At 63.6% G+C, this 21,114-nt stretch carries 22 protein-coding genes; 18 read left to right on the top strand and 4 right to left on the bottom strand.

Annotation, left to right across the window (positions count from 1 at the left end; all coding sequences use genetic code 11):
• The first annotated feature begins 1 nt into the window (after position 1).
• The 6 genes from gltB to VF769_RS07740 all read left to right on the top strand — a co-directional run bounded on the left by gltB (position 2) and on the right by VF769_RS07740 (position 8,103).
• A complete protein-coding gene (gene gltB, locus VF769_RS07715; RefSeq protein ID WP_331007809.1) occupies positions 2-4,537 on the top strand; it encodes a glutamate synthase large subunit in 4,536 nt (1,511 codons plus the stop codon).
• A gap of 48 nt (positions 4,538-4,585) precedes the next feature.
• Positions 4,586-5,701: a tRNA epoxyqueuosine(34) reductase QueG gene (gene queG / locus VF769_RS07720; RefSeq protein ID WP_331007810.1), complete on the top strand. Its 1,116-nt coding sequence runs from the start codon at positions 4,586-4,588 to the stop codon at positions 5,699-5,701.
• Positions 5,698-6,609, top strand: a complete 912-nt coding sequence (gene mtgA / locus VF769_RS07725) for a monofunctional biosynthetic peptidoglycan transglycosylase (protein ID WP_331007811.1) — start codon at positions 5,698-5,700, stop codon at positions 6,607-6,609. The genes queG and mtgA overlap by 4 nt, the downstream gene beginning before the upstream one ends.
• 106 nt (positions 6,610-6,715) lie before the next feature.
• Complete coding sequence (locus VF769_RS07730) at positions 6,716-6,979, top strand: hypothetical protein (protein WP_135212229.1); 264 nt, start codon at positions 6,716-6,718, stop codon at positions 6,977-6,979.
• A 59-nt stretch (positions 6,980-7,038) separates the two neighbouring features.
• The gene (locus VF769_RS07735) at positions 7,039-7,551 is read left to right on the top strand and encodes a rhodanese-like domain-containing protein (protein ID WP_331007812.1); all 513 of its coding nucleotides are present in this window, start codon (positions 7,039-7,041) and stop codon (positions 7,549-7,551) included.
• A 51-nt stretch (positions 7,552-7,602) separates the two neighbouring features.
• Entirely contained in the window at positions 7,603-8,103 is a 501-nt protein-coding gene (locus VF769_RS07740; RefSeq protein ID WP_331007813.1) for a DUF3828 domain-containing protein, read from the top strand.
• Positions 8,104-8,106: 3 nt separating this feature from the next.
• Here VF769_RS07740 and VF769_RS07745 read toward each other — a convergent pair whose 3' ends face one another.
• The 3 genes from VF769_RS07745 to VF769_RS07755 form a co-directional block, all read right to left on the bottom strand.
• Positions 8,107-8,487, bottom strand: coding sequence for a hypothetical protein (locus VF769_RS07745; protein ID WP_331007814.1), 381 nt, complete (start codon positions 8,485-8,487; stop codon positions 8,107-8,109).
• Between the two features lie 62 nt (positions 8,488-8,549).
• The gene (locus tag VF769_RS07750; protein WP_331007815.1) at positions 8,550-9,233 is read right to left on the bottom strand and encodes a hypothetical protein; all 684 of its coding nucleotides are present in this window, start codon (positions 9,231-9,233) and stop codon (positions 8,550-8,552) included.
• Positions 9,234-9,329: 96 nt separating this feature from the next.
• Entirely contained in the window at positions 9,330-10,091 is a 762-nt protein-coding gene (locus VF769_RS07755; RefSeq protein ID WP_331007816.1) for an alpha/beta hydrolase, read from the bottom strand.
• A 190-nt stretch (positions 10,092-10,281) separates the two neighbouring features.
• On the opposite strand from VF769_RS07755, the gene VF769_RS07760 reads away from it, so the two are divergent.
• The 5 genes from VF769_RS07760 to VF769_RS07780 all read left to right on the top strand — a co-directional run bounded on the left by VF769_RS07760 (position 10,282) and on the right by VF769_RS07780 (position 14,336).
• On the top strand, positions 10,282-11,397 hold the full coding sequence (locus VF769_RS07760) for a glycosyltransferase family 4 protein (protein ID WP_349258114.1): 1,116 nt from the start codon (positions 10,282-10,284) through the stop codon (positions 11,395-11,397).
• Positions 11,398-11,435: 38 nt separating this feature from the next.
• The gene (locus VF769_RS07765; protein WP_331007818.1) at positions 11,436-12,449 is read left to right on the top strand and encodes a glycosyltransferase family 9 protein; all 1,014 of its coding nucleotides are present in this window, start codon (positions 11,436-11,438) and stop codon (positions 12,447-12,449) included.
• 97 nt (positions 12,450-12,546) lie between these two features.
• Complete coding sequence (infC, locus tag VF769_RS07770; RefSeq protein WP_349258116.1) at positions 12,547-13,092, top strand: translation initiation factor IF-3; 546 nt, start codon at positions 12,547-12,549, stop codon at positions 13,090-13,092.
• 95 nt (positions 13,093-13,187) lie between these two features.
• Positions 13,188-13,880, top strand: a complete 693-nt coding sequence (locus tag VF769_RS07775; protein WP_331007820.1) for an HAD family acid phosphatase — start codon at positions 13,188-13,190, stop codon at positions 13,878-13,880.
• A gap of 24 nt (positions 13,881-13,904) precedes the next feature.
• Complete coding sequence (locus VF769_RS07780; RefSeq protein WP_331007821.1) at positions 13,905-14,336, top strand: hypothetical protein; 432 nt, start codon at positions 13,905-13,907, stop codon at positions 14,334-14,336.
• A 158-nt stretch (positions 14,337-14,494) separates the two neighbouring features.
• On the opposite strand, the gene VF769_RS07785 is transcribed toward VF769_RS07780, so the two are convergent.
• Positions 14,495-14,917: a hypothetical protein gene (locus VF769_RS07785; protein ID WP_331007822.1), complete on the bottom strand. Its 423-nt coding sequence runs from the start codon at positions 14,915-14,917 to the stop codon at positions 14,495-14,497.
• Between the two features lie 207 nt (positions 14,918-15,124).
• Here VF769_RS07785 and rpmI point away from each other — a divergent pair, with 207 nt between their 5' ends.
• The 7 genes from rpmI to sugE all read left to right on the top strand — a co-directional run bounded on the left by rpmI (position 15,125) and on the right by sugE (position 21,072).
• On the top strand, positions 15,125-15,328 hold the full coding sequence (gene rpmI / locus VF769_RS07790) for a 50S ribosomal protein L35 (protein ID WP_331007823.1): 204 nt from the start codon (positions 15,125-15,127) through the stop codon (positions 15,326-15,328).
• Positions 15,329-15,361: 33 nt separating this feature from the next.
• A complete protein-coding gene (rplT, locus tag VF769_RS07795; RefSeq protein WP_331007824.1) occupies positions 15,362-15,718 on the top strand; it encodes a 50S ribosomal protein L20 in 357 nt (118 codons plus the stop codon).
• Positions 15,719-15,873: 155 nt separating this feature from the next.
• Positions 15,874-16,959: a phenylalanine--tRNA ligase subunit alpha gene (gene pheS, locus VF769_RS07800; protein ID WP_331007825.1), complete on the top strand. Its 1,086-nt coding sequence runs from the start codon at positions 15,874-15,876 to the stop codon at positions 16,957-16,959.
• Positions 16,959-17,444, top strand: coding sequence for a DUF4760 domain-containing protein (locus VF769_RS07805; RefSeq protein WP_331007826.1), 486 nt, complete (start codon positions 16,959-16,961; stop codon positions 17,442-17,444). Before pheS ends, VF769_RS07805 begins: the two co-directional genes overlap by 1 nt.
• The gene (pheT, locus tag VF769_RS07810; RefSeq protein WP_331007827.1) at positions 17,441-19,831 is read left to right on the top strand and encodes a phenylalanine--tRNA ligase subunit beta; all 2,391 of its coding nucleotides are present in this window, start codon (positions 17,441-17,443) and stop codon (positions 19,829-19,831) included. Before VF769_RS07805 ends, pheT begins: the two co-directional genes overlap by 4 nt.
• 3 nt (positions 19,832-19,834) lie before the next feature.
• Complete coding sequence (locus VF769_RS07815) at positions 19,835-20,629, top strand: hypothetical protein (protein ID WP_331007828.1); 795 nt, start codon at positions 19,835-19,837, stop codon at positions 20,627-20,629.
• Between the two features lie 119 nt (positions 20,630-20,748).
• On the top strand, positions 20,749-21,072 hold the full coding sequence (sugE, locus tag VF769_RS07820; RefSeq protein WP_331007829.1) for a quaternary ammonium compound efflux SMR transporter SugE: 324 nt from the start codon (positions 20,749-20,751) through the stop codon (positions 21,070-21,072).
• Positions 21,073-21,114: the final 42 nt, after the last annotated feature.

Genomic DNA, 21,114 nt, shown 5'->3' on the forward strand with positions numbered 1-21,114 from the left:
CATGAACGGCGAACTTGAAATCGCGCGCTATCTGCGCGAGCGCGACAGACTGGAACGTGAAGGCCTCTATCGCTCCGAGGACGAACGAGACGCATGCGGCGTCGGCCTCGTTGTAGCGCTCGACGGCAAGCCGCGCCGCGATGTGGTGACGCTTGCGCTGCAAGCGCTGAAAGCCGTGTGGCACCGGGGCGCTGTCGATGCGGACGGCAAGACCGGCGACGGCGCTGGCATCCTGATCGACGCCCCTCAGGATTTTTTCCGCGAAGTCGTGTCGCGCACCGGGCACACGCCGCGCCCAGGGCCGATTTTCGTCGGCCAAGTTTTCTTGCCGCGCCTTGATCTGGGCGCGCAGGAGCGCGCGCGGGTTATCGTCGAAAGCGAAATTATCCGCGCAGGCTTCGTGCTGTATGGTTGGCGGCAGGTGCCGGTCGATATTTCGCAGATCGGCGAGAAAGCCAACGCTACCCGCCCAGAAATCGAGCAGGTGCTCTTCCACGATCCGCAAGGCCGTGACGAAGAAACCGTGGATCGTGATCTCTTTATCTGCCGCCGCCGCATCGAAAAGCGCGCGCTCGCGTCCAACATCGCCGAGCTTTATGTTTGCTCGCTCTCGGCGCAGACGCTGATCTACAAGGGCATGTTCCTCGCTCAGCAGATCGATAGTTTCTATCCGGACCTGAAGGACGAGCGTTTCGTTTCGTGCGTGGCGATCTATCACCAGCGCTATTCGACCAACACGTTCCCGCAATGGCGCTTGGCGCAGCCGTTCCGCATGCTCGCGCACAACGGCGAGATCAATACGCTAAAGGGCAACGTGAACTGGATGCGCTCGCACGAAGTGCGCATGGCGTCCGACGCCTTCGGCGAAGCTGATGCGGACGTGAAGCCGATCATCCAGCCGAGCGGTTCGGATTCGGCGGCGCTCGACAACGTGTTCGAAGTGTTGGTGCGCGCCGGTCGCGCCGCGCCGATGGCGAAGTCACTGCTGGTCCCGGAGGCGTGGGCTAAGTCGCACACGATGAAGCCGAGCCACCGCGCGCTCTATGCCTATTGCAACGCGGTGATGGAGCCGTGGGATGGCCCCGCCGCGCTTGCGATGTTCGACGGCCGCTGGGCGGTTGCCGGCTTGGATCGCAACGGCTTGCGCCCGCTGCGCTATGCGCTCACCGAAGACGGCTTGCTCGCGATTGGTTCGGAAACGGGCATGTGCCCGCTCGATGACCGCAAGATCACCGAGCGCGGCCGCATCGGCGCCGGCCAGCTGATCGCCGTCGATACGCATGAGGGCAGACTCTATCGTCACGAAGAGATGATCGACGCGCTCGCCGCGCAGCATCCCTATGGGGATTGGCTCGAAAACGTCATTGATCTCGACAAGAAGCTCGAAGGCGCCGAGCCGCGGCTTTTTGAAGATCGCGGCGAGCTGCTGCGCCGTCAGGCCGCCGCCGGCTTCACGATGGAAGATCTCGAGCTCTTGCTCCAGCCGATGATGGAAGAGGCCAAGGAAGCCATCGGTTCAATGGGGGACGACACCCCGCTCGCGGTGTTGTCGGAGCAGAACCGGCCGCTGTCGCACTATTTCCGTCAGAACTTCAGCCAGGTTACCAACCCGCCGATCGATCCGCTGCGTGAAGGCCGCGTGATGAGCCTCGCGACGCGCTTCAAGAACCTCGGCAACGTGCTGGCGCAGGACGAGACGCAATCGAACGTCTATGTACTCTCAAGCCCGATCCTGACCAACGGCATGTATCAGCGCCTGCTGGCCGAGTTAGGCGAAGAAGTCGTGCGCATCGATTGTACTTTCGCGCCGCCTGCGCCGGGAGAAGACGCGGGGATTGTGTTGCGCGCCGCGATTAACCGCATTCGCAGCGATGCGGAAAAGGCGGTGAAGGCGGGGCGTTCGCACATCGTGCTCACAGACGAGGGCCAGGGCCCGGATCGCATTGGCTGCCCGATGATCTTGATCGTCAGCGGCGTGCATTCGTACCTGGCGCAGAAGGGGCTACGCTCGTTCTGTTCGATTTCGGTGCGCTCGGCCGAATGCCTCGACCCGCACTACGCCGCCGTGCTCATCGGCTGCGGCGCGACCACCGTGAACCCCTATCTCGCGCTCGACACGATCGGCGATCGCGTGGCGCGCGGACTCTCGGGTTCGCTCACGCGCGAGAAGGCGTGCGCGAACTACCGCGCGGCGCTCGAAGCGGGTCTTTTCAAGATCATCTCGAAGATGGGCATCTCCGTGATCTCGTCCTATCGCGGCGGTCTCAACTTCGAAGCGATCGGCCTGTCGCGCGCGCTGGTCGATGAATTCTTCCCTGGCCTCACCAGCCGCATCTCGGGCGTCGGGCTTGCCGGCATCGCTTTCGAGGAAGTCGACAAGCACCTCGCCGCCTATGATGAAGCGCTCACAGCGCTGCCCGTCGGCAGCTTCTATCGCTACCGCGCGCGCGGCGAACGCCATGCGCTGGAAGCGGACTCGATCCACCAGCTGCAAAAGGCGTGCGATACGGGCGATTACGTCGCCTATAAAAAGTATGCGGACAAAGTGCGCGAGCGCCGCCTGCGCGAGCCGATCCAGCTGCGCGATCTGCTGGAAGTGCGCGAGGAGAACGTCACGCCCGTGCCGCTCTCCGAAGTCGAAAGCGTCAACGAGATTCGCAAGCGGTTTGTGACGCCTGGCATGAGCTTGGGCGCGCTGTCGCCGGAGGCGCATGGCGCGCTGAACGTCGCCATGAACCGCATCGGCGCGCGCTCGGTGTCGGGCGAAGGCGGCGAAGTGCCTGAGCGCTATAAGCCATTGCCGAACGGCGACGACGCAAATTCCGCGATCAAGCAAATCGCCTCGGGCCGCTTCGGCGTCACGGCGGAATATCTGAACCAGTGCCGCGAGATCGAGATCAAGGTCGCGCAAGGGGCAAAGCCTGGCGAGGGCGGTCAGTTGCCTGGCTTCAAGGTAACCGAGCTCATTGCGCGTCTACGTCACTCGACGCCGGGCGTGATGCTGATCTCGCCGCCGCCGCACCATGACATCTACTCGATCGAGGATCTGGCCCAACTCATCTATGACCTGAAGCAGATCAACCCGGTGGCGCGCGTGTGCGTGAAGCTCGTGTCGCAATCGGGCATCGGCGCCGTTGCCGCCGGCGTCGCAAAGGCGGGCGCCGACACGATCCTGATTTCCGGCCACGTTGGCGGCACGGGCGCCAGTCCGCAGACCTCGATCAAGTACGCCGGCAATCCCTGGGAAATGGGTCTCGCCGAAGCGCATCAGACTTTGATGCTCAACAATCTCCGTCACCGCGTGCGGTTGCGCACCGACGGCGGCTTGCGCACCGGACGCGACATCGTCGTGGCCGCCATTCTCGGCGCGGAAGAGTTCGGAATCGGCACGGCGTCGCTCGTGGCGATGGGCTGTCTCATGGTGCGTCAGTGCCATTCCAATACGTGCCCGGTGGGCGTCTGCACGCAGGACGAGGCATTGCGCGCCAAGTTCACCGGCACGCCGGAGAAGGTCGTCAATCTGATGAGCTTCATCGCCGAAGAAGTGCGGGAATTGCTGGCCGACATTGGCTTCCGTCGTTTGGAAGAAGTGATCGGCCGCACCGATTTGCTCGAACAAATCAGCCGCGGCGCCGAGCACCTCGACGACCTCGATCTCAACCCGCTGCTTGTGCGCGTCGATAGCCCGTACCCAGCCTATTGCACACAGCTAGGCCGCAACGAGCCGCCGCCATCGCTGGATCACCAAATCCTCGACAACGCCGCCGGCTTCTTTGAACGCGGCGAGAAGCGTCAGCTCGATTTCGCCGTGCGCAACACGCAACGCGCCATCGGCGCGCGCGCGTCGGCGCATGTCGTGCGCAAGTACGGCATGACCGGCCAACGCGAAGGCCAGCTCACCGTCAATCTGCGCGGTTCGTGCGGCCAGAGCCTCGGTGCGTTCCTCGTGCAAGGCATCGCGCTCGATGTGACGGGGGATTCGAACGATTATGTCGGCAAGGGTCTGTCCGGCGGTCTCATCTCACTGCGTCCGCCAGCCGACGAAGCCAATCGTCTCGGCGCCATTATCGGCAACACCTGTCTCTATGGCGCGACCAGCGGCAAGCTGTTCGCGGCGGGCCTCGCCGGTGAACGGTTCGCGGTGCGCAATTCCGGCGCAACCGCCGTCATCGAAGGCGCGGGCGCCAATGCCTGCGAATACATGACCGGCGGCACAGTCGTGATCCTCGGCAATATCGGCGACAATTTCGGCGCCGGCATGACGGGCGGCATGGCGTTCGTTTACGATGCCGAAGAGCGCTTCGAAGCGATGGCCAATCCGGACACGATCGTGTGGCAGCGTCTCGCCTCCAAGCATTGGGAAGAGACGCTGGTGGCGCTGATCGAAGAGCACGTGAAGCGCACGGGCTCGCCCCGCGCCGCCGAGCTGCTCTCGAACTGGAAAGCCGCACGCGGTCGCTTCTGGCAAATCTGCCCGAAGGAAATGCTGCCGCGCCTCAAGCACGCGCTGACCGATAAGGCGGCGGTCGCGGCCTAATCGGCTGGCCGCGGCCCGCGCCCAGGGCTAAGAGCGGCCAACGTTGCGTTGGAGCTTACGCTGCCTGGCGTCGATAAATCCCAAATCGCGGCCGCCGCCGCACGCCTTGGCTTCGACGCCATTGGCGTCGCCGACGTGCGCGCGCCTTGGCCGGCGAGTGCGCGGCTTGAGGAATTTCTGCGCGAAGGTCGGCATGGCGACATGGCCTGGATGGCGCAGGATCGGCGCTCTCATCCGCAAGCGCTTTGGCCGGACGCCAAGAGCGCGATCGTGGTTGGTCAATCCTATGCGCCCGACGACGACGCCATCGCGCTTTTGGAACGCAAGCACCACGGAATCGTCTCCGCCTACGCCGCGCGGCGCGATTATCACGACGTCATCAATGGCAAACTCAAACAACTCGCGCAATGGCTCGCGCGCGAGAGTGGGGCGGACGTCAAAGTGTTCGTCGACACTGCGCCCTTGATGGAAAAGCCGCTGGCGCAACGCGCCGGTCTTGGCTGGCAAGGCAAGCACACGAACCTCGTTTCGCGCGAGCATGGCTCCTGGCTTTTTCTCGGCGCCATCTTGAGCGCGGCGGAAATCGAACCCGACCAGGCGCAAGCGGATCATTGCGGCTCATGCCGCGCGTGCCTGGACGTGTGCCCCACTGCTGCGTTCCCGGCGCCCTATCAACTCGATGCGCGGCGCTGCCTTGCGTATCTTTCGATCGAACACAAAGGTCAGATCCCGCGTGAATTTCGCGAGGCGATGGGCAATCGCATTTATGGCTGCGACGATTGCCTTGCCGTTTGCCCTTGGAACAAGTTCGCGCAAGACGCGCGCGAAACCCGGATCGCGTTGCGCGACGATCTTCGCCTCGCGCCACTCACGGAACTTGCCGCGCTCGATGACGCCACGTTCCGTGCGCGTTACGCCGGTACTCCGGTCAAGCGTACCGGGCGCGACCGGTTCGTCCGCAACGTGCTCGTGGCTGTGGGCAATTCAGGCGATAGCACGCTCGCAAGCGCAGCAGAGGCGCGACTTAAGGATGAATCACCCCTGGTCCGGGGCATGGCGGTATGGGCGCTCGCGCGCCTGCTTGACGCGGCGGCCTTCCAGCGCCTCAAATCCGCCCACGCGCCGCGAGAAAGCGACGCCGAAGTCGTCGAGGAGTGGGGATGAGGCCGGAAGACGATCCAGAGGACCGCCAGCCGGAAGAACCGCGCGCGCCTGAGCCTCCACACGAACCGCCACCACGCGTCGAGGAAAGTCTGTTTGGTGAGCCGGACGTGCCGATGCCGCCGCAGCGGCGTCCGGGCGATCGCCAACGCGCGCGCGACGCGCGCACCAATCTCGATCTCGATCTTGGCCGGATCAAACGCCGCAAGCGCTTCGGCTTGGTGATCACCACGATCAGCGTGCTCTTCATCGCCTTCGTGTTGCTGCCGGTGACGTGGGCCGGCGCCTATCTCTTCTTTGATCCGCCTTCGACCATGCTGATGATGCAGCGCGCGGCGGAAGGGCAAACCATTCGCCATTATCCGGTGCCGCTCAATCGTATGTCGCCACACATCGTCCGCGCCGTGATTGCGGCGGAAGACGCGAATTTCTGCACGCATCACGGTTTCGATGTGGAAGCCATTCAGGATGCGATGGAATCCAACCAGCGCGGCGGCGCCGTGCGCGGCGCGTCCACGATTAGTCAGCAGACGGCGAAGAATCTTTTCCTTTGGCCGGACCGCTCCTGGGTCCGCAAAGGATTTGAGACCTATTTCACGGCGTTGATCGAATTCATGTGGCCGAAACGCCGGATCATGGAGGCTTACCTGAACGCCGCCGAATGGGGCGACGGCAATTTCGGCATCGAGGCGGCGGCGCGCGCGCGCTTCGGTGTCTCCGCCGCCGATCTCACGCCGTTGCAGGCCGCGCGCTTGGCCGCGGTGCTGCCAAGTCCCAACCGCTGGAGCGCGGACAATCCGGGCCCATACGTGCGCCGTCGCGCCGCGACCCTGGTGCAGCGGGCGCGGGTTGTTCGCAACGAGCGCACGGCGGCCTGCGTGTTGCTTACGGATCGCCCAGACGCGCAATGATCGCCACAATTGAGCAATCCACGGTGCGCCGCCGGCTTGCCGGGCGCACGCGGTCATGGAACAAGCCGGGTCGGGGCGGCGGGACGGAGTAACCTGCTTGGATGGAATGAGGCTGATACTCAGCACCGTGGCGTTCGCGGGCATGGTCGCTTTGTGCGTGCTGGGCTGGGATTATGGCGGCGTTGGCGGCCTGATCGGCGCGGGCCTGGGCTTCGTGTTGCGCTTGGGCGGGCGCGGTCTCGACTGGGGCGAGCGCCTGGGCAACGCCTATGTTGGCGCCCTGATGGGCATGCCGGTCGGCCTTCTGCTCGGCGGCTTCTTCGCGTTGGGCGGCCCCTACATTTTGCGCGCCGTCGGCGGAGCGTCCTGATCCAGCCGTAAATCCTCCGCAAACGCGGCGCGTCCTCCCAGGCTCCGGGAGGTGTCGCGATGCGTAGTCTTTGGAGCGCCATAGCCCTTAGCGTGATCGCTTTCGCGGCCACGGCTGTGGCGCAAGAGAAGTTTGAACCGACAAATAACGCGCAAATCGATTATCGCGGCTTCCGCAGTCTGACGAGCGACGTTGAGCAGGTGCGCGAACAACGCCTCGTGTCGCTCGCCGATTTCCAGCGCATGGCCCGTGAGCCGAACACCATCATCCTCGACGCGCGCTCGGCCGACGCTTATGCGCGCGGCCATATAGACGGCGCCGTCAATCTGCCGTTCACCGATTTCACCGATCAAAGCTTGGCGCGCGTGTTGCGTGATCCCAACGTGCGCATTCTGATTTATTGCAACAACAATTTCTCGAACAATGCCGAGCCGGTGGTCCTGAAGCGTGTCGAACTGGCGCTTAACATTCAGACCTTCATCAATCTCTACGGATATGGCTATCGCAACGTCTATGAATTGTCGGACATCGTAGATTTCAACGATCCCGCGGTGCGCTGGGTGCAGAGCTAACGCTGGAATCCATCCGCATGGTGCGCCATGGTCGCCCGCGTGGAGGGACACATGCTGAGACGCAATCTGCTTTTGAGCTTTGCCGCTGTCACGGCGCTCGCAGCCTGTCAACGCGAGCCTGGGACGGCCGAAGCGCCGCCGCCCGCGGATGCCGGCGCCAGCCGCGCGATTACTGATCCATCGACCGTGGTGCGCGGATTCTATGATCCCTACCTCGTGCCGAACGGCCAAATCCCGCCGCTCGCGGAAGCGGCGCCCTGGTCGGCGCAAATGGCGGCTGATCTCGACGCCATGTTCGCGCGTTCGCAAGCGCAGGGCGAGCCGATCCTAGATTTCGATCCGATCATTGACGCGCAGGATTATCAGCTGAGCGAAGTGCGCGCCGCCACCGAAGGCCTTGTCGAGGGCAGCCACGCCACTGTGCGCGCGAGCTTCACCAATGCCGGCCAACACGAGGAAGTGCTCTACGACCTCGTGTGGCAAGACGATCGATGGAAGGTCGACAATGTGCGCACGTCCGAATGGGACCTGCGCACAATCATCCGGGGGTAGGCGCTATTCCGCGAACAGCCGCACGGTCGCGTGGCGATGGCGGAAGCTGGTTTCTTCATACACCATTGCCACGGCGGCGACGTTGCGGTCGTCGCCAGCCAGATCGATCGCGCGCGTGCATTCGCCGGGATTGATGCGCTGGCGCACGTTGACGTCCTGATGGCCGCCATTGGCGAAGCGGACGTCGAGATCGATGAAGTGCACGGGGTTGCGATAGACGCAGAGCTTGATGCGCTCATAGCGGCGCGGACCTTCGACCACGATCGTGTCGCGCTCGGTGGCGTCGCGTACATCGCGCGCGCCAATGCGTTCCCACGTGAAGGCGGGGCCTGCGGTCGCTGCCAGGGCGACAATCGCGCCCAATACACAAGCTTTGATATTCACGTTCAGTTCTCCGAGTACCCGCCTCGCGAGAAATCAAACGTGGGTCAGCGCGCTTTCCGTCGCTACTGGATCATCACCGGCTCGCCGAGGCGGCGGCTCTCGCGGACGTGGCCGAGGATCAAATAATTATCCACGTTTCCAGGCTCGGCGGTAACGGCCGCTTGGGCGTCCGCCTCCGCCAAATCCCAGGCGCGCTGCTGCATGCGCGCCGCCGCCCGAAGGCGCAGCGCCAGCGGATCGCTGGCGCGCAGGTCGAGCACGCGCGAGAGATCTTCTTCCGCATGGCGCCAATCGGCTTCCATCGCATAAGCGCGCGAGCGGTCTATCAGCAGGTCGGGCAATTGAGTGGGGTCCGCCTCCATGATGGCGATGGCGCGCGTGAACGAGGCGCGAGCTCGGCTCGGCTCACGCGCCAGCAGCCACGCGTTGCCGGCTTGGCTGAAGAGCTCAGCGCGCAGACCCGTATCGACCGGATTGAGCGCCATCCCGAGGGAGTCCAGGCGGCGGGCCCCTTCATCGTGGCGATCTTGCGCGACCAGAGCCATGGCGGCGCACCGATAGGCATAGACCGATTGCGCCTCCGCCGCCCAGGCCATGCCTTCCTCGTAGGCGCGTGCTGCGTCGCTATCGATCAGCGCCACGCATTGCGCGAAGCGTTGCTGCACGTGGCTCGACGCCGTTGTCGGCGCGGTCTCGGCGGCCTGCAGCAATGCGAAGGGCAGAAGAAGGGCGGCGATGCTGGTCATGAATTCAACTACTCCCCGCGGGCGCTCCCCAGAGCCTGCTCGCCTCAGCGATGCCCCAAGCTTTGGCGGAAGCCAAGCGCTTCGGGCAGACTTCGCTCAAGGCGCGAGCTTATCCGCCAGTTCATTTGCGACGCTGATAAGGCGGTCGATGTCCTCGGGCCGGGAAAGGCGATGGTCGCCATCCAGGATCAGGTCAAAGCGCAGGTCTGGGCTTTGGATCAGCTTGGCCAGCGCCTCGGCGTGCGCCGCCGGCACGTCCGGATCGAGCCCGCCCTGAAGGATGCGGACCGGACCCGTGCAGGGGATAGGAGCATCCATGAGCAGATGCCTGCGCCCGTCTTCGATCAGCTGGCGGGTGATCACATAGGGTTCCGGGTCGTAGGCCGACGGCCGTTCCCAACGGCCTGTTTCCTCAATCTCGCGCTTCACCTCCTGCGGAAAGGAGGCCCACATCAGCCGTTCGGTGAAGTCGGCCGCCGGCGCGATCAGCAAAAGACCCGCGACCCGCTTGGGCCGTGCACGGCCGGCCAATAGGCTGATCCAACCGCCCATGGAGGAGCCCACCAGCACCAGGGGGCCTTCCGTGACTTGATCAAGAATCGCCAGCGTGTCGTCCGTCCAAGCCCCGATTGTGCCCTCGGTGAACGCGCCATCAGATTGGCCGTGGCCGGAATAATCGAAGCGCACGAAGCCCTGGCCCCGCGTGCGCGCCCATTCGGCCAGCGCTTGGGCCTTTGTGCCAGTCATGTCCGACTTGAAGCCGCCGCACCACACGAACGTCGGTCGCGCGCCGGTCTGGCGCTCATAGGCCAAGCGCAGGCCGTTGTGGGCGATGGCCTCGATTTGGCCGAATGGCATCGCTCTACTCCTGATCGATTTTGGCGACGTCGAAAGCGCCTCGTTAACGAATCTCAGCGCCTAATTAATCAAAACCGTTATCAAACATCGGCTTAGCCGGAATAGGCGGAATCCGGGCGGCGACGAAGCATTGCAAGAAGGTCACATCCTGACAGTTCTGCAAGTAACCCCTGAGCTTAGTGCTGGCGGGGTGGAGCGGACCACGCTTGAAATGGCGGAGGCGATCAGCCGCGCCGGGGGGCTCGCTTTGGTCGCTAGCGCCGGCGGCCGCCTTGAGCCGGACCTCAGGGCGGCCGGCGGCGAGTTGATCAGACTCCCCGCCGCCACAAAAAATCCGATCACTGCGATTTCTAATGCGTTTGCCATGGCCAAGGTCGTGCGCGAGCGCCGCGTGCGGATCGTGCATGCGCGATCCCGCGCGCCGGCCTGGAGTGCCTTCGCCGCCGCGCGCATCACCAAGACGCCGTTCGTCACCACATTCCACGGCATCTACAACGCGCGCTCGTCGCTGAAGCGCTTCTACAATTCGGTGATGGCGCGCGGCGATCTGATTATCGCAAATTCTCAGTACACCCGCGACCACGTGATCAAACAGTACAACATCGATCCCGCGCGCGTGATCGCCATCCCGCGCGGTGTCGATCTCGCGCAATTCGATCCCGACCGGATTGCGACGAACGACCGAGCCGCGCTTCGGGCGCAGTGGGGCCTCGCCGAAGACGACCCGCGCACGGTCTTGATCATCCCAGCGCGGCTGACACGCTGGAAAGGCCATCTGGTCCTTCTTGATGCAATCAAGCACGTCGAGGCGAAGCGACCTGGGGCGCTCAAGCTTATCATCGCAGGCGATCCGCAGAGCCGGCGCGGTTACCACGAAGCAATCGTTACGAACATTGAAGCCAATAAACTGCAGGATGTTGTGGCGGTGGTCGGCCATGTGAGGCAGATGCCTCTGGCGTTCGCCGCCTCCGACGTCGCCGTGTTCCCTTCAATTGAGCCGGAAGCGTTTGGTCGCGGCGCGGTGGAAGCGCAGGCGATGGGCGTGCCGGTGATCGCGTCCAATCTTGGCGGCTTCACAGAAACGGTCGTGGAGGGCGAAACCGGACTTCTTGTGCCAGCGGGGAACGTCACGGCGCTTGCGGGCGCGATCGAACGTTTCATCGATATGGGACCGGAAGCGCGGGCCAAAATGGGACAGAACGGACGCGACCGCGTGCGGGCGCTCTTTTCCAAAGAAGCCCTGCAAACGGCCACATTAGCAGTTTACGAACGGCTCTTGCGCGAAGCGGAAGAGCGTAAAAAATAAGAGAGCGGCGCTTGGTGAGCGTCGAGGAGAGAGATGGAATGATCTGGCGCAAGTCAGCTTCCGAGAGCGAAACGAGCGCCGTCAATCGCGTGCTGGTGATCCAGCTCGGCGGCGTCGGCGCGTTTCTGCAGGCGTTGGCTGCGGTGAAGCTCATTCGTGAGCGGCATGTGGGCGCGCGCTTCACGTTGCTCACCACTGAAGCCACCAAGGAACTGGCTGAGAAATCGCCATACTTCGACACGGTCGAAGCCGACGGCAAGCCAACGGAGCCGCAGGCGATCACCAAGCTGATCGCGCGCATCCGCGCCGCCAAATACGACATGATCTACGACCTGGAGGGGTCGAGCCGCACAAACAATTATTTCCAAGGATTGCGTCCGTGGCCGCCGAAATGGTCGGGGCCGATTCCAGGCGCCAGCCACGCCTACCTCGCGCCGAGCCGCGGCGACTTGCATCCGATGTTGCGGCTTGCCGGGCAATTGGAGGCCGCCGGCATTCCCGTGAGCGGGCCGCTTGAGCCAGATCTGTCATGGTTGCGTCAAACCATGCGCGACGCGCCACGCCTGCGGCCTGACTATTTCGGCATTCATGGCCGTTACGTGCTGCTTTTGCCCCGCGGTGCGAGTGTCGACGCTGGACGCCATTGGCCGGAGGAGAAATACGTCGACTTGGCCCGTCGCATCGCCCGACATGGCGTCACGCCGGTGGTGCTGGGCGGCACAGAGGAACGTCAGGTGGGCGCGGCCATCGCCAAGGAAGTGCCAAGCGCCAAGAACCTCGTTACGCGCCCGGACCTGTTCCAATGCATCGGCTTGGCCGAGCGGGCCGCGTTCGCCGTGGGTGACGACGTCGAATTGATGCATGTCGCCGCGGCCGCTGGCGCGCCCTGCTTGGTGTTCCTCTCATCGTTGGCGCGGCCAGATTTGGCTGCCCCAAAAGGCAAGGGCGGGGTGGTGGAATTCACCGCCGCCGTGATCGCGGACCTGCCGGTCGACCAAGTTGAGCGCCAATTGCGCAATTGCGGCGTGTTTCGCGAAGCCGCAACGGCTTGATACCGGGCCCCGCGCAAGCGATATTGCGGAAGTCGAGTCCGCGCCCTGACGGGCGTGGGCCGGCACGCGTTTAGCAACAGCTACAGGAGAAGGCCCGATAGCCAGACGTCCATATGCCGCGCCGCCGCCATCCAAAGATGGTCCGCGCGTGAACGAGGAAATCCGCGGCACGCCGCGTGTCCTCCTCATCGATGCAGACGGTGAGAAGCAGGGCGAGATGCCCATTGGCGCGGCCCTAGACGCCGCCCGTGAAGCCGGCCTCGACTTGGTCGAGGTGGCGCCGAACTCGAATCCGCCGGTCTGCAAAATCCTCGATTACGGTAAGTTCCGTTTCGAGGAGCAGAAGAAGAAGGCCGAGACGCGTAAGAAGGCCAAACGGGTCGAACTGAAGGAAATCAAGGTTCGCCCGAACATCGACGACCACGATTACGAAGTGAAGATGAAGGCCATTCATCGCTTCTTCGAAGAGGGCGACAAGGTGAAGGTCACCCTGCGCTTCCGTGGCCGCGAGATGCAGCACACCAATCTCGGCATGGATCTGCTTGATCGTATGCGCACCGAGCTCGACGGCATCGCCAAGGTCGAGCACGAGCCGCGCTTCGAAGGTCGCCAAGTCGTCATGGTGATGGCGCCGCGCGCGTAACGCGAGCGTCCACATTCCCAAACCGAACGCGCCGGTCCGCATGGGCCGGCGCGTTTTGTTTGACAGCGCGGCGCGCCTCGCCTGAATAGCGCGCCATGCTGATCAAACGCTCCTTCTTCGCCGCACTGTTCCTGGTCGCCGCGTGCGCGACAGCGCCTGCAGCGCCGACCGCCGCGCCGATGAACCTCACGGAGCTGAAGGAACAGCTCCGCGACTATCACGACAGCGGCGCCTATGAACGTGATATCGCCGTCGTGGCGGAGGAAGCCCGCGCTTGGATCGCGCAGCGCGCGCCGCAGGTGCAGCGCCCGGCGATTGTGTTCGACATCGACGAAACCACGATCTCGAATTGGACCCGCACGCTTGCCAACGACTACGGCTATTTCACCGACGGTCCGTGCGATCGGCTGCCGCGCGGCCCCTGCGGCGCCTACGCCTACGAAGACGGCGCGATGGGCGAGCCGATCCGGCCGATGCTGGCGACCTATCAAGCGGCGCGCGAAGCCGGCGTCGCCGTCTTCTTCATCACCGGCCGCCGCGAGCAACGCCGCGCCGGCACCGAAGAGAATCTGCGCCGCGCCGGCTACACCGAATGGGCCGAAGTCGTCCTGCGTCCGGCGGATGGTCCCTCAACGCCGGCAGCTGAATACAAGGCCCCGCAGCGCGCGCGCATCGAAAGCCTGGGCTACACCATCATCGCCAATATCGGCGACCAACAAAGCGATCTCGAAGGCGGCCACGCTGAGCGCACATTTCTCGTGCCTAACCCATATTACCGGATTCACTAGATCCGGCCGGCGAAGGAGTTTCGAATGCGTGCGTTTCTGATTTCAGCGCTGTTGCTGATTGGCTGCGCCTCCGCGCCCGTCGCCGAGCCGCCGCTCGCTAACTTGCCGCAGCACATTCGTGAAGACCTTGCGCAACGCGACGCGGCGCTTGCCGAGCCTGGCGTGGTCGCCGTGCGCGTGAATGAAAACGCCAATCTGGGCGAAGGCCTGATTGTTCGGCCGCTTGAAGTGGTGGAGGACAGCCGCTGCCCGCAAAATGCGCGCTGCGTGTGGGCGGGCCGCTTGCGCGTCCGCGTCGCGGTGGAAGGCGTCGGCGAACGCGAAGTGATCTTGGACGAAGAGGCGGTGCAGACCCCGCACGGCGCATTCCAGCTCGTGGCCGTGTCGCCTGGCCCTTGGACCGATTGGCCAGAAGGCGCGCGGCCGGGCTATCGCTTCGGCTTTAAACGCGCCTAAAGCAACGGACTTTAAATCCGCCTCAGCTTGATGGCACGCTCAGAGCGGATTTAAAGTCCATGAGTTGCTTTAGGAATTTTGAGTCTAAAGCGTCTTATGGGCTTTAAATGCGACATGCGTCAGACCCAATCACTGGGTCGCATTTAAAGCCCGACGCTTTAGCCGCGCGTGAAGCGGCGGCGCTTGGTCATGATCGTCATGTTGACGAGCAGCAGCACCAGTGCTGCTCCAAAGCCAATCGCATTGAGCAAGGGCGCGCGTTCGGCGTTTGCGGCCACCAGCTCCTGCGCCCGCTCGGCCGCGCCTTCGCGCAGCGCCGCCTCTTGCGCCGCCTTGGCTTGTTCGCCCGCGAAGCCGAAATCCACGCTGGGCGGCAGGCCCACCGCCGCCACGCTGACGCCGCCGACCGGGGGCAGACGGCTCGGCGCGTAGATCAGATGCGTGCCGAAGGCGAGCACGAGAGTGGCCAAGATCGCCATCAGCCAGCGCGAACCCGCGATAGCGCTGATAGAGGTCGTGACCTTTGTGCGCTCAGCTCGGAAAATGGCCTTGGCTTCGTCGAGGTTCTTCGGCGTCTGCATCCGCTACTCCCACCGGCATTAACCTAACCCGACCGCGCGGGGTGGGGGAGCCAAAATCGGGCGCCAAGGGACCCCGCGGCCCCATTGCCCCACCCCGGGCCCCATGCTATCAGCCCCGCCTTCTTGGGTGGCCCGGCCTGTACGGCATGCCGTGGCGACCCCTTTTGGCGTGGGTTTCGGCCCGCGCTTCATCCAAACGAGGATCAAATGCCGAAACTGAAGACCAAGAGCGGCGTCAAAAAGCGCTTCAAGCTCACGGCCTCGGGCAAAGTGAAGGCCGGCGCCGCCGGCAAGCGTCACCGCCTGATCAGCCACAATTCCAAGTACATTCGTCAGAACCGCGGGACCAGCACGCTGGCTAAGCCAGACGCTGATCGCGTGAAGCTGTGGATTCCTTACGGCCTCGACTGAGCGCCGCCACCCTTATTTTGACGGAGTACAATCATGGCACGCGTTAAGGGCGGCGTTACCGCTCATGCCCGCCACAAGAAAGTTCTGAAAAAGGCGAAGGGCTATTATGGCCGTCGCTCGAACACCTTCCGCACCGCGAACGCCGCGGTCGAAAAGGCCGGCCTCTACGCCTATCGCGACCGCAAGGCCAAGAAGCGCGTGTTCCGCGCGCTCTGGATCCAGCGCATCAACGCGGCTGTGCGTGAAGAAGGTCTCACCTATTCCCGATTTATCAGCGGGCTGGCGAAAGCGGGCGTCGAGCTCGACCGCAAGGTCATGGCTGATATCGCGATGAACCAGCCCGAAGCTTTTAAGGGTCTGATCACTCAGGCCAAGAGCGCGCTGGCTTAAGGACGTCGAAAGTCAGCGCTTCGCCTTCCTCCCCCGCCTGCGGGGGAGGTCCCGAGCGAAGCGAGGGGGAGGGGGAAAGTCCGGCGCGATTTGCGCCCGCCCTCTCAGTCACGCTTCGCGTGACGCTCTCTGTTTGGGGAGCCAGGACTTTCGATATGACCGCGACTACCGATCTCGAAACGCTCGAACGCGATCTGCTGGCGCGCGTCGCCGCCGCCAATGATGAGGCGGCGCTTGAAGCGCTGCGCGTCGAGGCGCTTGGCAAGCAGGGCTCTATTTCCGCGCTGATGAAGAATTTGGGCTCCATGAGCCCCGAGGAACGCAAGGAATTCGGCCCGAAGCTGAATGGCCTCAAGGATCGCGTCACCGAAGCCATCGTCGTGAAGAAGGCCGCGCTGGCTGAAGCCGCGCTCGATGCGCAGCTCAAGGCCGAAGCCGTCGACGTCACGCTGCCGCCGGTGAAACCGCGCTTGGGCACGATCCATCCTGTGAGCCAAGTGATGGAGGAGCTCGCGCAAATCTTCGGCGAGATGGGCTTCTCGGTTGAAGAGGGCCCGGACATCGAGTCCGATTTCAATAATTTCACCGCGCTCAATTTCCCGCCGAAGCATCCGGCGCGCGAAACGCACGACACCTTCTTCATGGACGCGAAGGACGAGCGCGGCGAACGCAAAGTGCTGCGCACGCATACGTCGCCCGTTCAGGTGCGCACGATGCTGAAGCAGAAGCCGCCGATCCGCATGATCTGCATGGGCCGCACATTCCGCAAAGATAGCGACGCCACGCACACGCCGATGTTCCACCAGATCGAAGGCCTCGTCATCGACGAGACCTCGACGATGGCTGATTTGAAAAGCGTGCTGATCGCCGCGATCAAGGCGTATTTCGAAGTCGATGATGTGAAGCTGCGCTTCCGGCCGCACCATTTCCCGTTCACCGAACCGTCAGCGGAAGTCGATGTCGGCTGCGATCGCTCCGGCGGTCAGATCAAGATCGGCGCCGGCGACGATTGGCTGGAAATCTTGGGTTCCGGCATGGTGCACCCGAACGTACTCGCCAATTGCGGCATCGATCCCGAGAAATACCAAGGCTACGCCTTCGGCATGGGCATCGATCGCTTGGCCATGCTCAAATACGGCATGAACGATCTGCGCGCCTTCTTCGACGCCGACACGCGCTGGCTCAAGCATTACGGCTTCAGCCCGTATCTGCTGCCAGGTCTGGCGCAAGGATTGGGCTAATGGCCCTCGATCCGCAATTGACGAGCCAGCTTGCGCTGGCGTTTGCCGGCGCGCTGATGGGCGCGCTGTTCGGCGGCTTTGCGCGCTGGACGGGCGCGCACAATGACCGGCGCTTGCGTCTGACGCTCGATCTCTACAACGAGTTCCATTCGCCGCTCTTCAATCACGTGCGCATCGCCGCGCACGATGCGCTGTCCGGCGGCGCGTCGATGCCCGCCGCGTATGCAAGCGCATCGATCGAGCAGCGCGAGGCGATCGCGTCGGTGGTGCATTTTTGGGAAAAGGTGGCGCAATTGCTGCGCGTCGGCGCGCTCGATGAAAAGCTGCTGCGCCGCTTCTTCGGCCAATATGCGCGCTGGTGGAGCGAGTTGCTCTGCGAAAAACAAGGAGCGCTCGCCGACCCCGAATGGGGCGCGACGCTTACGGATATCAACTATTTGTTCGGGCGCTTGAAGCGCACGAAGCGCGAAGGATCGCGGCGATGAAATTCACTCTTTCCTGGCTCAAAGAGCATTTGGCCACGGACGCCTCGCTCGACGACATCGTTGAGCGCATGACGATGACCGGCCTCGAGGTCGAGAGCGTAGAGAACGCGGGCGCAAAGCTCGCGCCCTTCACGGTCGCGCGCATCATCAGTGCGGCTAAGCACCCGAACGCCGACAAGCTGCAAGTCTGCCAAGTCGAAACCAAGCTCGGCACGTTGGAGATCGTCTGCGGCGCGCCGAATGCGCGCGCTGGCCTCGTCACCGCGTTCGCGCCAATCGGCACTTACATCCCCGGCAGCGGCATTACGCTTGAGCCCAAGCCGGTGCGTGGCGTCGTGTCGAACGGGATGCTGTGTTCGGGCGCTGAGCTTGAACTTGATACCGATGCCGACGGCATTCTCGAACTCGATCCCGAGCTCAAAGTCGGCACGCCCCTCGCGGAGGCGCTGCATCTGAACGATCCGGTGGTCGATATCGAAGTCACGCCGAACCGCCCCGATTGGTTGGGGGTGCATGGCATCGCCCGCGATCTCGCGGCGGCCGGATTGGGCAAGGTGACGACGAAGCCGGTTCTGCCGATGCCGGGCCGTTTCCCGTCGCCAGTGAAGGTGACGATCGAGAATAACGAAGCTTGCCCGATGTTCTCCGGCCGCCTTATTCGCGGCGTGAAAAACGGGCCGTCGCCGGCTTGGCTGCAAACGCGCTTGCGCGCTGTTGGCCTGCGCCCACGCAACATCCTCGTCGACATCACCAATTTCATTTCACTCGATCGCGCAAGGCCGCTGCATGTCTATGACGCATCCAAGCTGAAAGGCGCGATCCATGCGCGCCTCGGCCGCGAAGGCGAAAGCTTCAAGGCGCTCGACGGCAACGTCTATGACGTGACGCCCGCGATGTGCGTGATCGCCGACGATGAAAAAGTGCTCGGCCTTGGCGGCATCATGGGCGGCGAGGAAAGCGGCTGCTCGGAAGCAACAACAGACGTGTTCCTCGAAAGCGCCTATTTCGACGCAACCCGCACGCACGCGACGGGCCGCGCAACCGGCATCGTCTCCGACGCGCAATACCGTTTCGCGCGCGGTGTGGATTCAGGCTTCGTCGTCACCGGCCTCGAACTCGCGACGCGCATGATCCTCGATCTCTGCGGCGGCGAAGCGAGCGAAGTCGTGGTCGCCGGCGAAGAACCCGCGCCGCCCAAGGCCATCACCTTTGATCCCGACCGCGTGCGCGCGCTCGCCGGCATCGATGTGAAACCCACGCGTGTGCGTGCGATCCTGAAAGATTTGGGCTTCGAGACCAGCGCCGAAGGGCAAAGCTCCAAGAAGCTGATCGTGCAGCCGCCGACCTGGCGGCGCGACGTCGAAGGTTCGGCCGATCTCGTCGAAGAGGTCGCCCGCATCGAGGGCTTCGACAAAATGCCGGTTTTGGCGCCGCCGCGCGCCGCCGGCTTCCGTGCGCCGACCGCCAGCGTTGGCGAAAGCCGCTCGCGGATCGGCCGTCGCGCGGCGGCGTCGCTCGGTTACAACGAAGCGATCACCTGGAGCTTTTGTTCACGCGCGCACGCGCAAGCCTTCGGCGGCGGCAGCGAAGAGATGCTGGTCTCGAACCCGATCGCCAGCGATCTCGATTGCATGCGGCCTTCCGCCTTGCCGAACCTGCTGGTCGCCGCGCAACGCAACGCCGATCGCGGATTTGATGACGCGCGCTTGTTCGAAGCGGGTCCCGCCTATCGCGACACGACCGAGACGGGCCAACTCCGCACCATCGCCGCAACTTGGCTCGCGCGCCCGCCGCGGCATTGGCGCGCCGCGCCGCAGCCGGACATCTTCGACGTGAAGCGCGATCTCATGATCGTGCTCGAAGCGCTCGGCGCGCCCGTCGCTTCGCTGCAAACCTCGACCGACGTGCCTGCGCATTGGCGTCCTGGCCGCGCAGGCGCGCTGCGCTTGGGCAATAAGCCGGTGGCGATCTTCGGCGAAATCCACCCGCGTGCGCTGAAGGCGATCGGCGTGGAAGCGCCGGCGCTGGCGTTCGAAATCTTCGTCGACGCGCTGCCGCAACCGCGCGCCAAAGGCCGCGCCAAGCCGCCGCTGGAGAAGCTCGACCTGCAACCGCTCTCGCGCGACTTCGCGTTCATTGTTGATGATGCGGTCGCCGCAGCCGATGTGGTGCGCGCTGCGATCGGCGCCGACAAAACTCTGATCTCAGATGTGTCGCTGTTCGATGTTTATCGCGGCGAGCGCATGCAGTCGGGCAAGAAAAGCCTTGCCATCGAAGTGACGCTGCAACCGCGTGAGAAGACGCTCACCGACGCCGACATCGAAGCGGTCAGCGCCAAGGTGGTGAGCGCGGTGATGAAGGCCACGGGCGGCACGCTGCGGGGGTAATTTATGGCACGCTGGTTTGCGTTTCTCTTGCTCTTCGTTTGTCTTGCGTCGCACGCTGCCGCGCAATCTAATCAGCCTATTCCGGTCGTCGTTGGTTTGCTCGCGAGGCCGCTGGCTGAAAGCGAAACTGGTGATCGCAGTCTCGCGCCGCAATCCATTTTCATGATCCAGCGTGTTGAAGCGCTACGAAGCGTGACGCTGCGTGCAGACGTGACAACACCAGGGCGTGGGCAGGGCGCGCATTTTGCAAGCGGGACGCAGCTCCTCTTGGCAAGGGGCCGGGATCGCAAAGACTATTTTTGTGCAGCATACGATCCGCGTGGCGGCTTCGTAACATGGATCAACAGCGGATTTAGCGTCGAGTGGGTATGTTTTCACGATTCAAATTCGGACGGCTCATTCGATATTGCGTATCAAACACCTCCGAATGCTGGGGGCGTGTATATGCTGCCGACATTCAATGCTCTTATTCATCCAATTGAGGCCAGTGTCCCTTATCAGATCGATGATGCGGCCGACGTGTTCGCATATGAGCGTGCCCTATTTTACTGGCATAGTCGGCGTGCGCATGCGTTTGAAATAAAGGTGCGTGTTGCCGGAGAGGGGGAATGGATTGATCTCCTTTCTAACGGTAGAGGAACGCGGGGTGGTGCTGCATCCATTCGCGAGAGAGATGTTCCGGGAGGCGTGACGCTCGGCTACGCGAGCTTTCAAGTCACGTCAGGATCAGACGCAGGGATAGAGATAGGTAGTTCGCAAGTTCAAACCGGCATTTTCGCATTGAACGTGGGTTACTGAGCGGGTTGAAGCCCCGCGGCTCTTGTCCCATGTCAATTCCGCGCGCGGGACGACCCGCTCGCTTTCCATCCAGCGGGGACGGCCCCATCATGTGCGCGCGAGCGCGCGGAGGAGTCGTCATGCAAGCCTGGATCATGTTGGCCGGCGCTGGCCTGTTGGAGATCGTCTGGGCCATCGGCCTCAAATATGCCGACGGGTTCACGAAGCCTGTGCCAACCACGATCACGATCGCGGCCATGGCCGCGAGCATGTGGCTGCTTGCGATGGCTGCGCGCGAGTTGCCGATCGGCACCGCCTATGCGGTCTGGACCGGCATCGGCGCGGTCGGCGCGGCATTGCTGGGCATGATGCTCTTCAACGAAAGCGCAAGTGTCGCGCGCCTTGCCTGCATCGGCCTGATCGTGGCCGGCATCGTGGGCTTGAAACTCTCATCGCCGAGCTGAGTCCGCTTGGCCCCCCTCGCGCGCTTGGCTAAAAGCGCGTGA

The sequence above is a fragment of the Vitreimonas sp. genome, from assembly GCF_036392335.1.
Lineage (GTDB): Bacteria > Pseudomonadota > Alphaproteobacteria > Caulobacterales > Aquidulcibacteraceae > Vitreimonas.

Coding starts and splice junctions, on each gene's coding strand:
- mtgA (WP_331007811.1), top strand. CDS start 5,698: ATGAGGCCGGAAGACGATCCAGAGGACCGCCAGCCGGAAGAACCGCGC.
- pheS (WP_331007825.1), top strand. CDS start 15,874: ATGACCGCGACTACCGATCTCGAAACGCTCGAACGCGATCTGCTGGCG.
- sugE (WP_331007829.1), top strand. CDS start 20,749: ATGCAAGCCTGGATCATGTTGGCCGGCGCTGGCCTGTTGGAGATCGTC.
- VF769_RS07775 (WP_331007820.1), top strand. CDS start 13,188: ATGCTGATCAAACGCTCCTTCTTCGCCGCACTGTTCCTGGTCGCCGCG.
- VF769_RS07750 (WP_331007815.1), bottom strand. CDS start 9,233: ATGACCAGCATCGCCGCCCTTCTTCTGCCCTTCGCATTGCTGCAGGCC.
- rplT (WP_331007824.1), top strand. CDS start 15,362: ATGGCACGCGTTAAGGGCGGCGTTACCGCTCATGCCCGCCACAAGAAA.
- VF769_RS07740 (WP_331007813.1), top strand. CDS start 7,603: ATGCTGAGACGCAATCTGCTTTTGAGCTTTGCCGCTGTCACGGCGCTC.
- VF769_RS07765 (WP_331007818.1), top strand. CDS start 11,436: ATGATCTGGCGCAAGTCAGCTTCCGAGAGCGAAACGAGCGCCGTCAAT.
- VF769_RS07785 (WP_331007822.1), bottom strand. CDS start 14,917: ATGCAGACGCCGAAGAACCTCGACGAAGCCAAGGCCATTTTCCGAGCT.
- VF769_RS07730 (WP_135212229.1), top strand. CDS start 6,716: ATGAGGCTGATACTCAGCACCGTGGCGTTCGCGGGCATGGTCGCTTTG.
- rpmI (WP_331007823.1), top strand. CDS start 15,125: ATGCCGAAACTGAAGACCAAGAGCGGCGTCAAAAAGCGCTTCAAGCTC.
- VF769_RS07805 (WP_331007826.1), top strand. CDS start 16,959: ATGGCCCTCGATCCGCAATTGACGAGCCAGCTTGCGCTGGCGTTTGCC.
- pheT (WP_331007827.1), top strand. CDS start 17,441: ATGAAATTCACTCTTTCCTGGCTCAAAGAGCATTTGGCCACGGACGCC.
- VF769_RS07735 (WP_331007812.1), top strand. CDS start 7,039: ATGCGTAGTCTTTGGAGCGCCATAGCCCTTAGCGTGATCGCTTTCGCG.
- VF769_RS07755 (WP_331007816.1), bottom strand. CDS start 10,091: ATGCCATTCGGCCAAATCGAGGCCATCGCCCACAACGGCCTGCGCTTG.
- VF769_RS07780 (WP_331007821.1), top strand. CDS start 13,905: ATGCGTGCGTTTCTGATTTCAGCGCTGTTGCTGATTGGCTGCGCCTCC.
- VF769_RS07815 (WP_331007828.1), top strand. CDS start 19,835: ATGGCACGCTGGTTTGCGTTTCTCTTGCTCTTCGTTTGTCTTGCGTCG.
- gltB (WP_331007809.1), top strand. CDS start 2: ATGAACGGCGAACTTGAAATCGCGCGCTATCTGCGCGAGCGCGACAGA.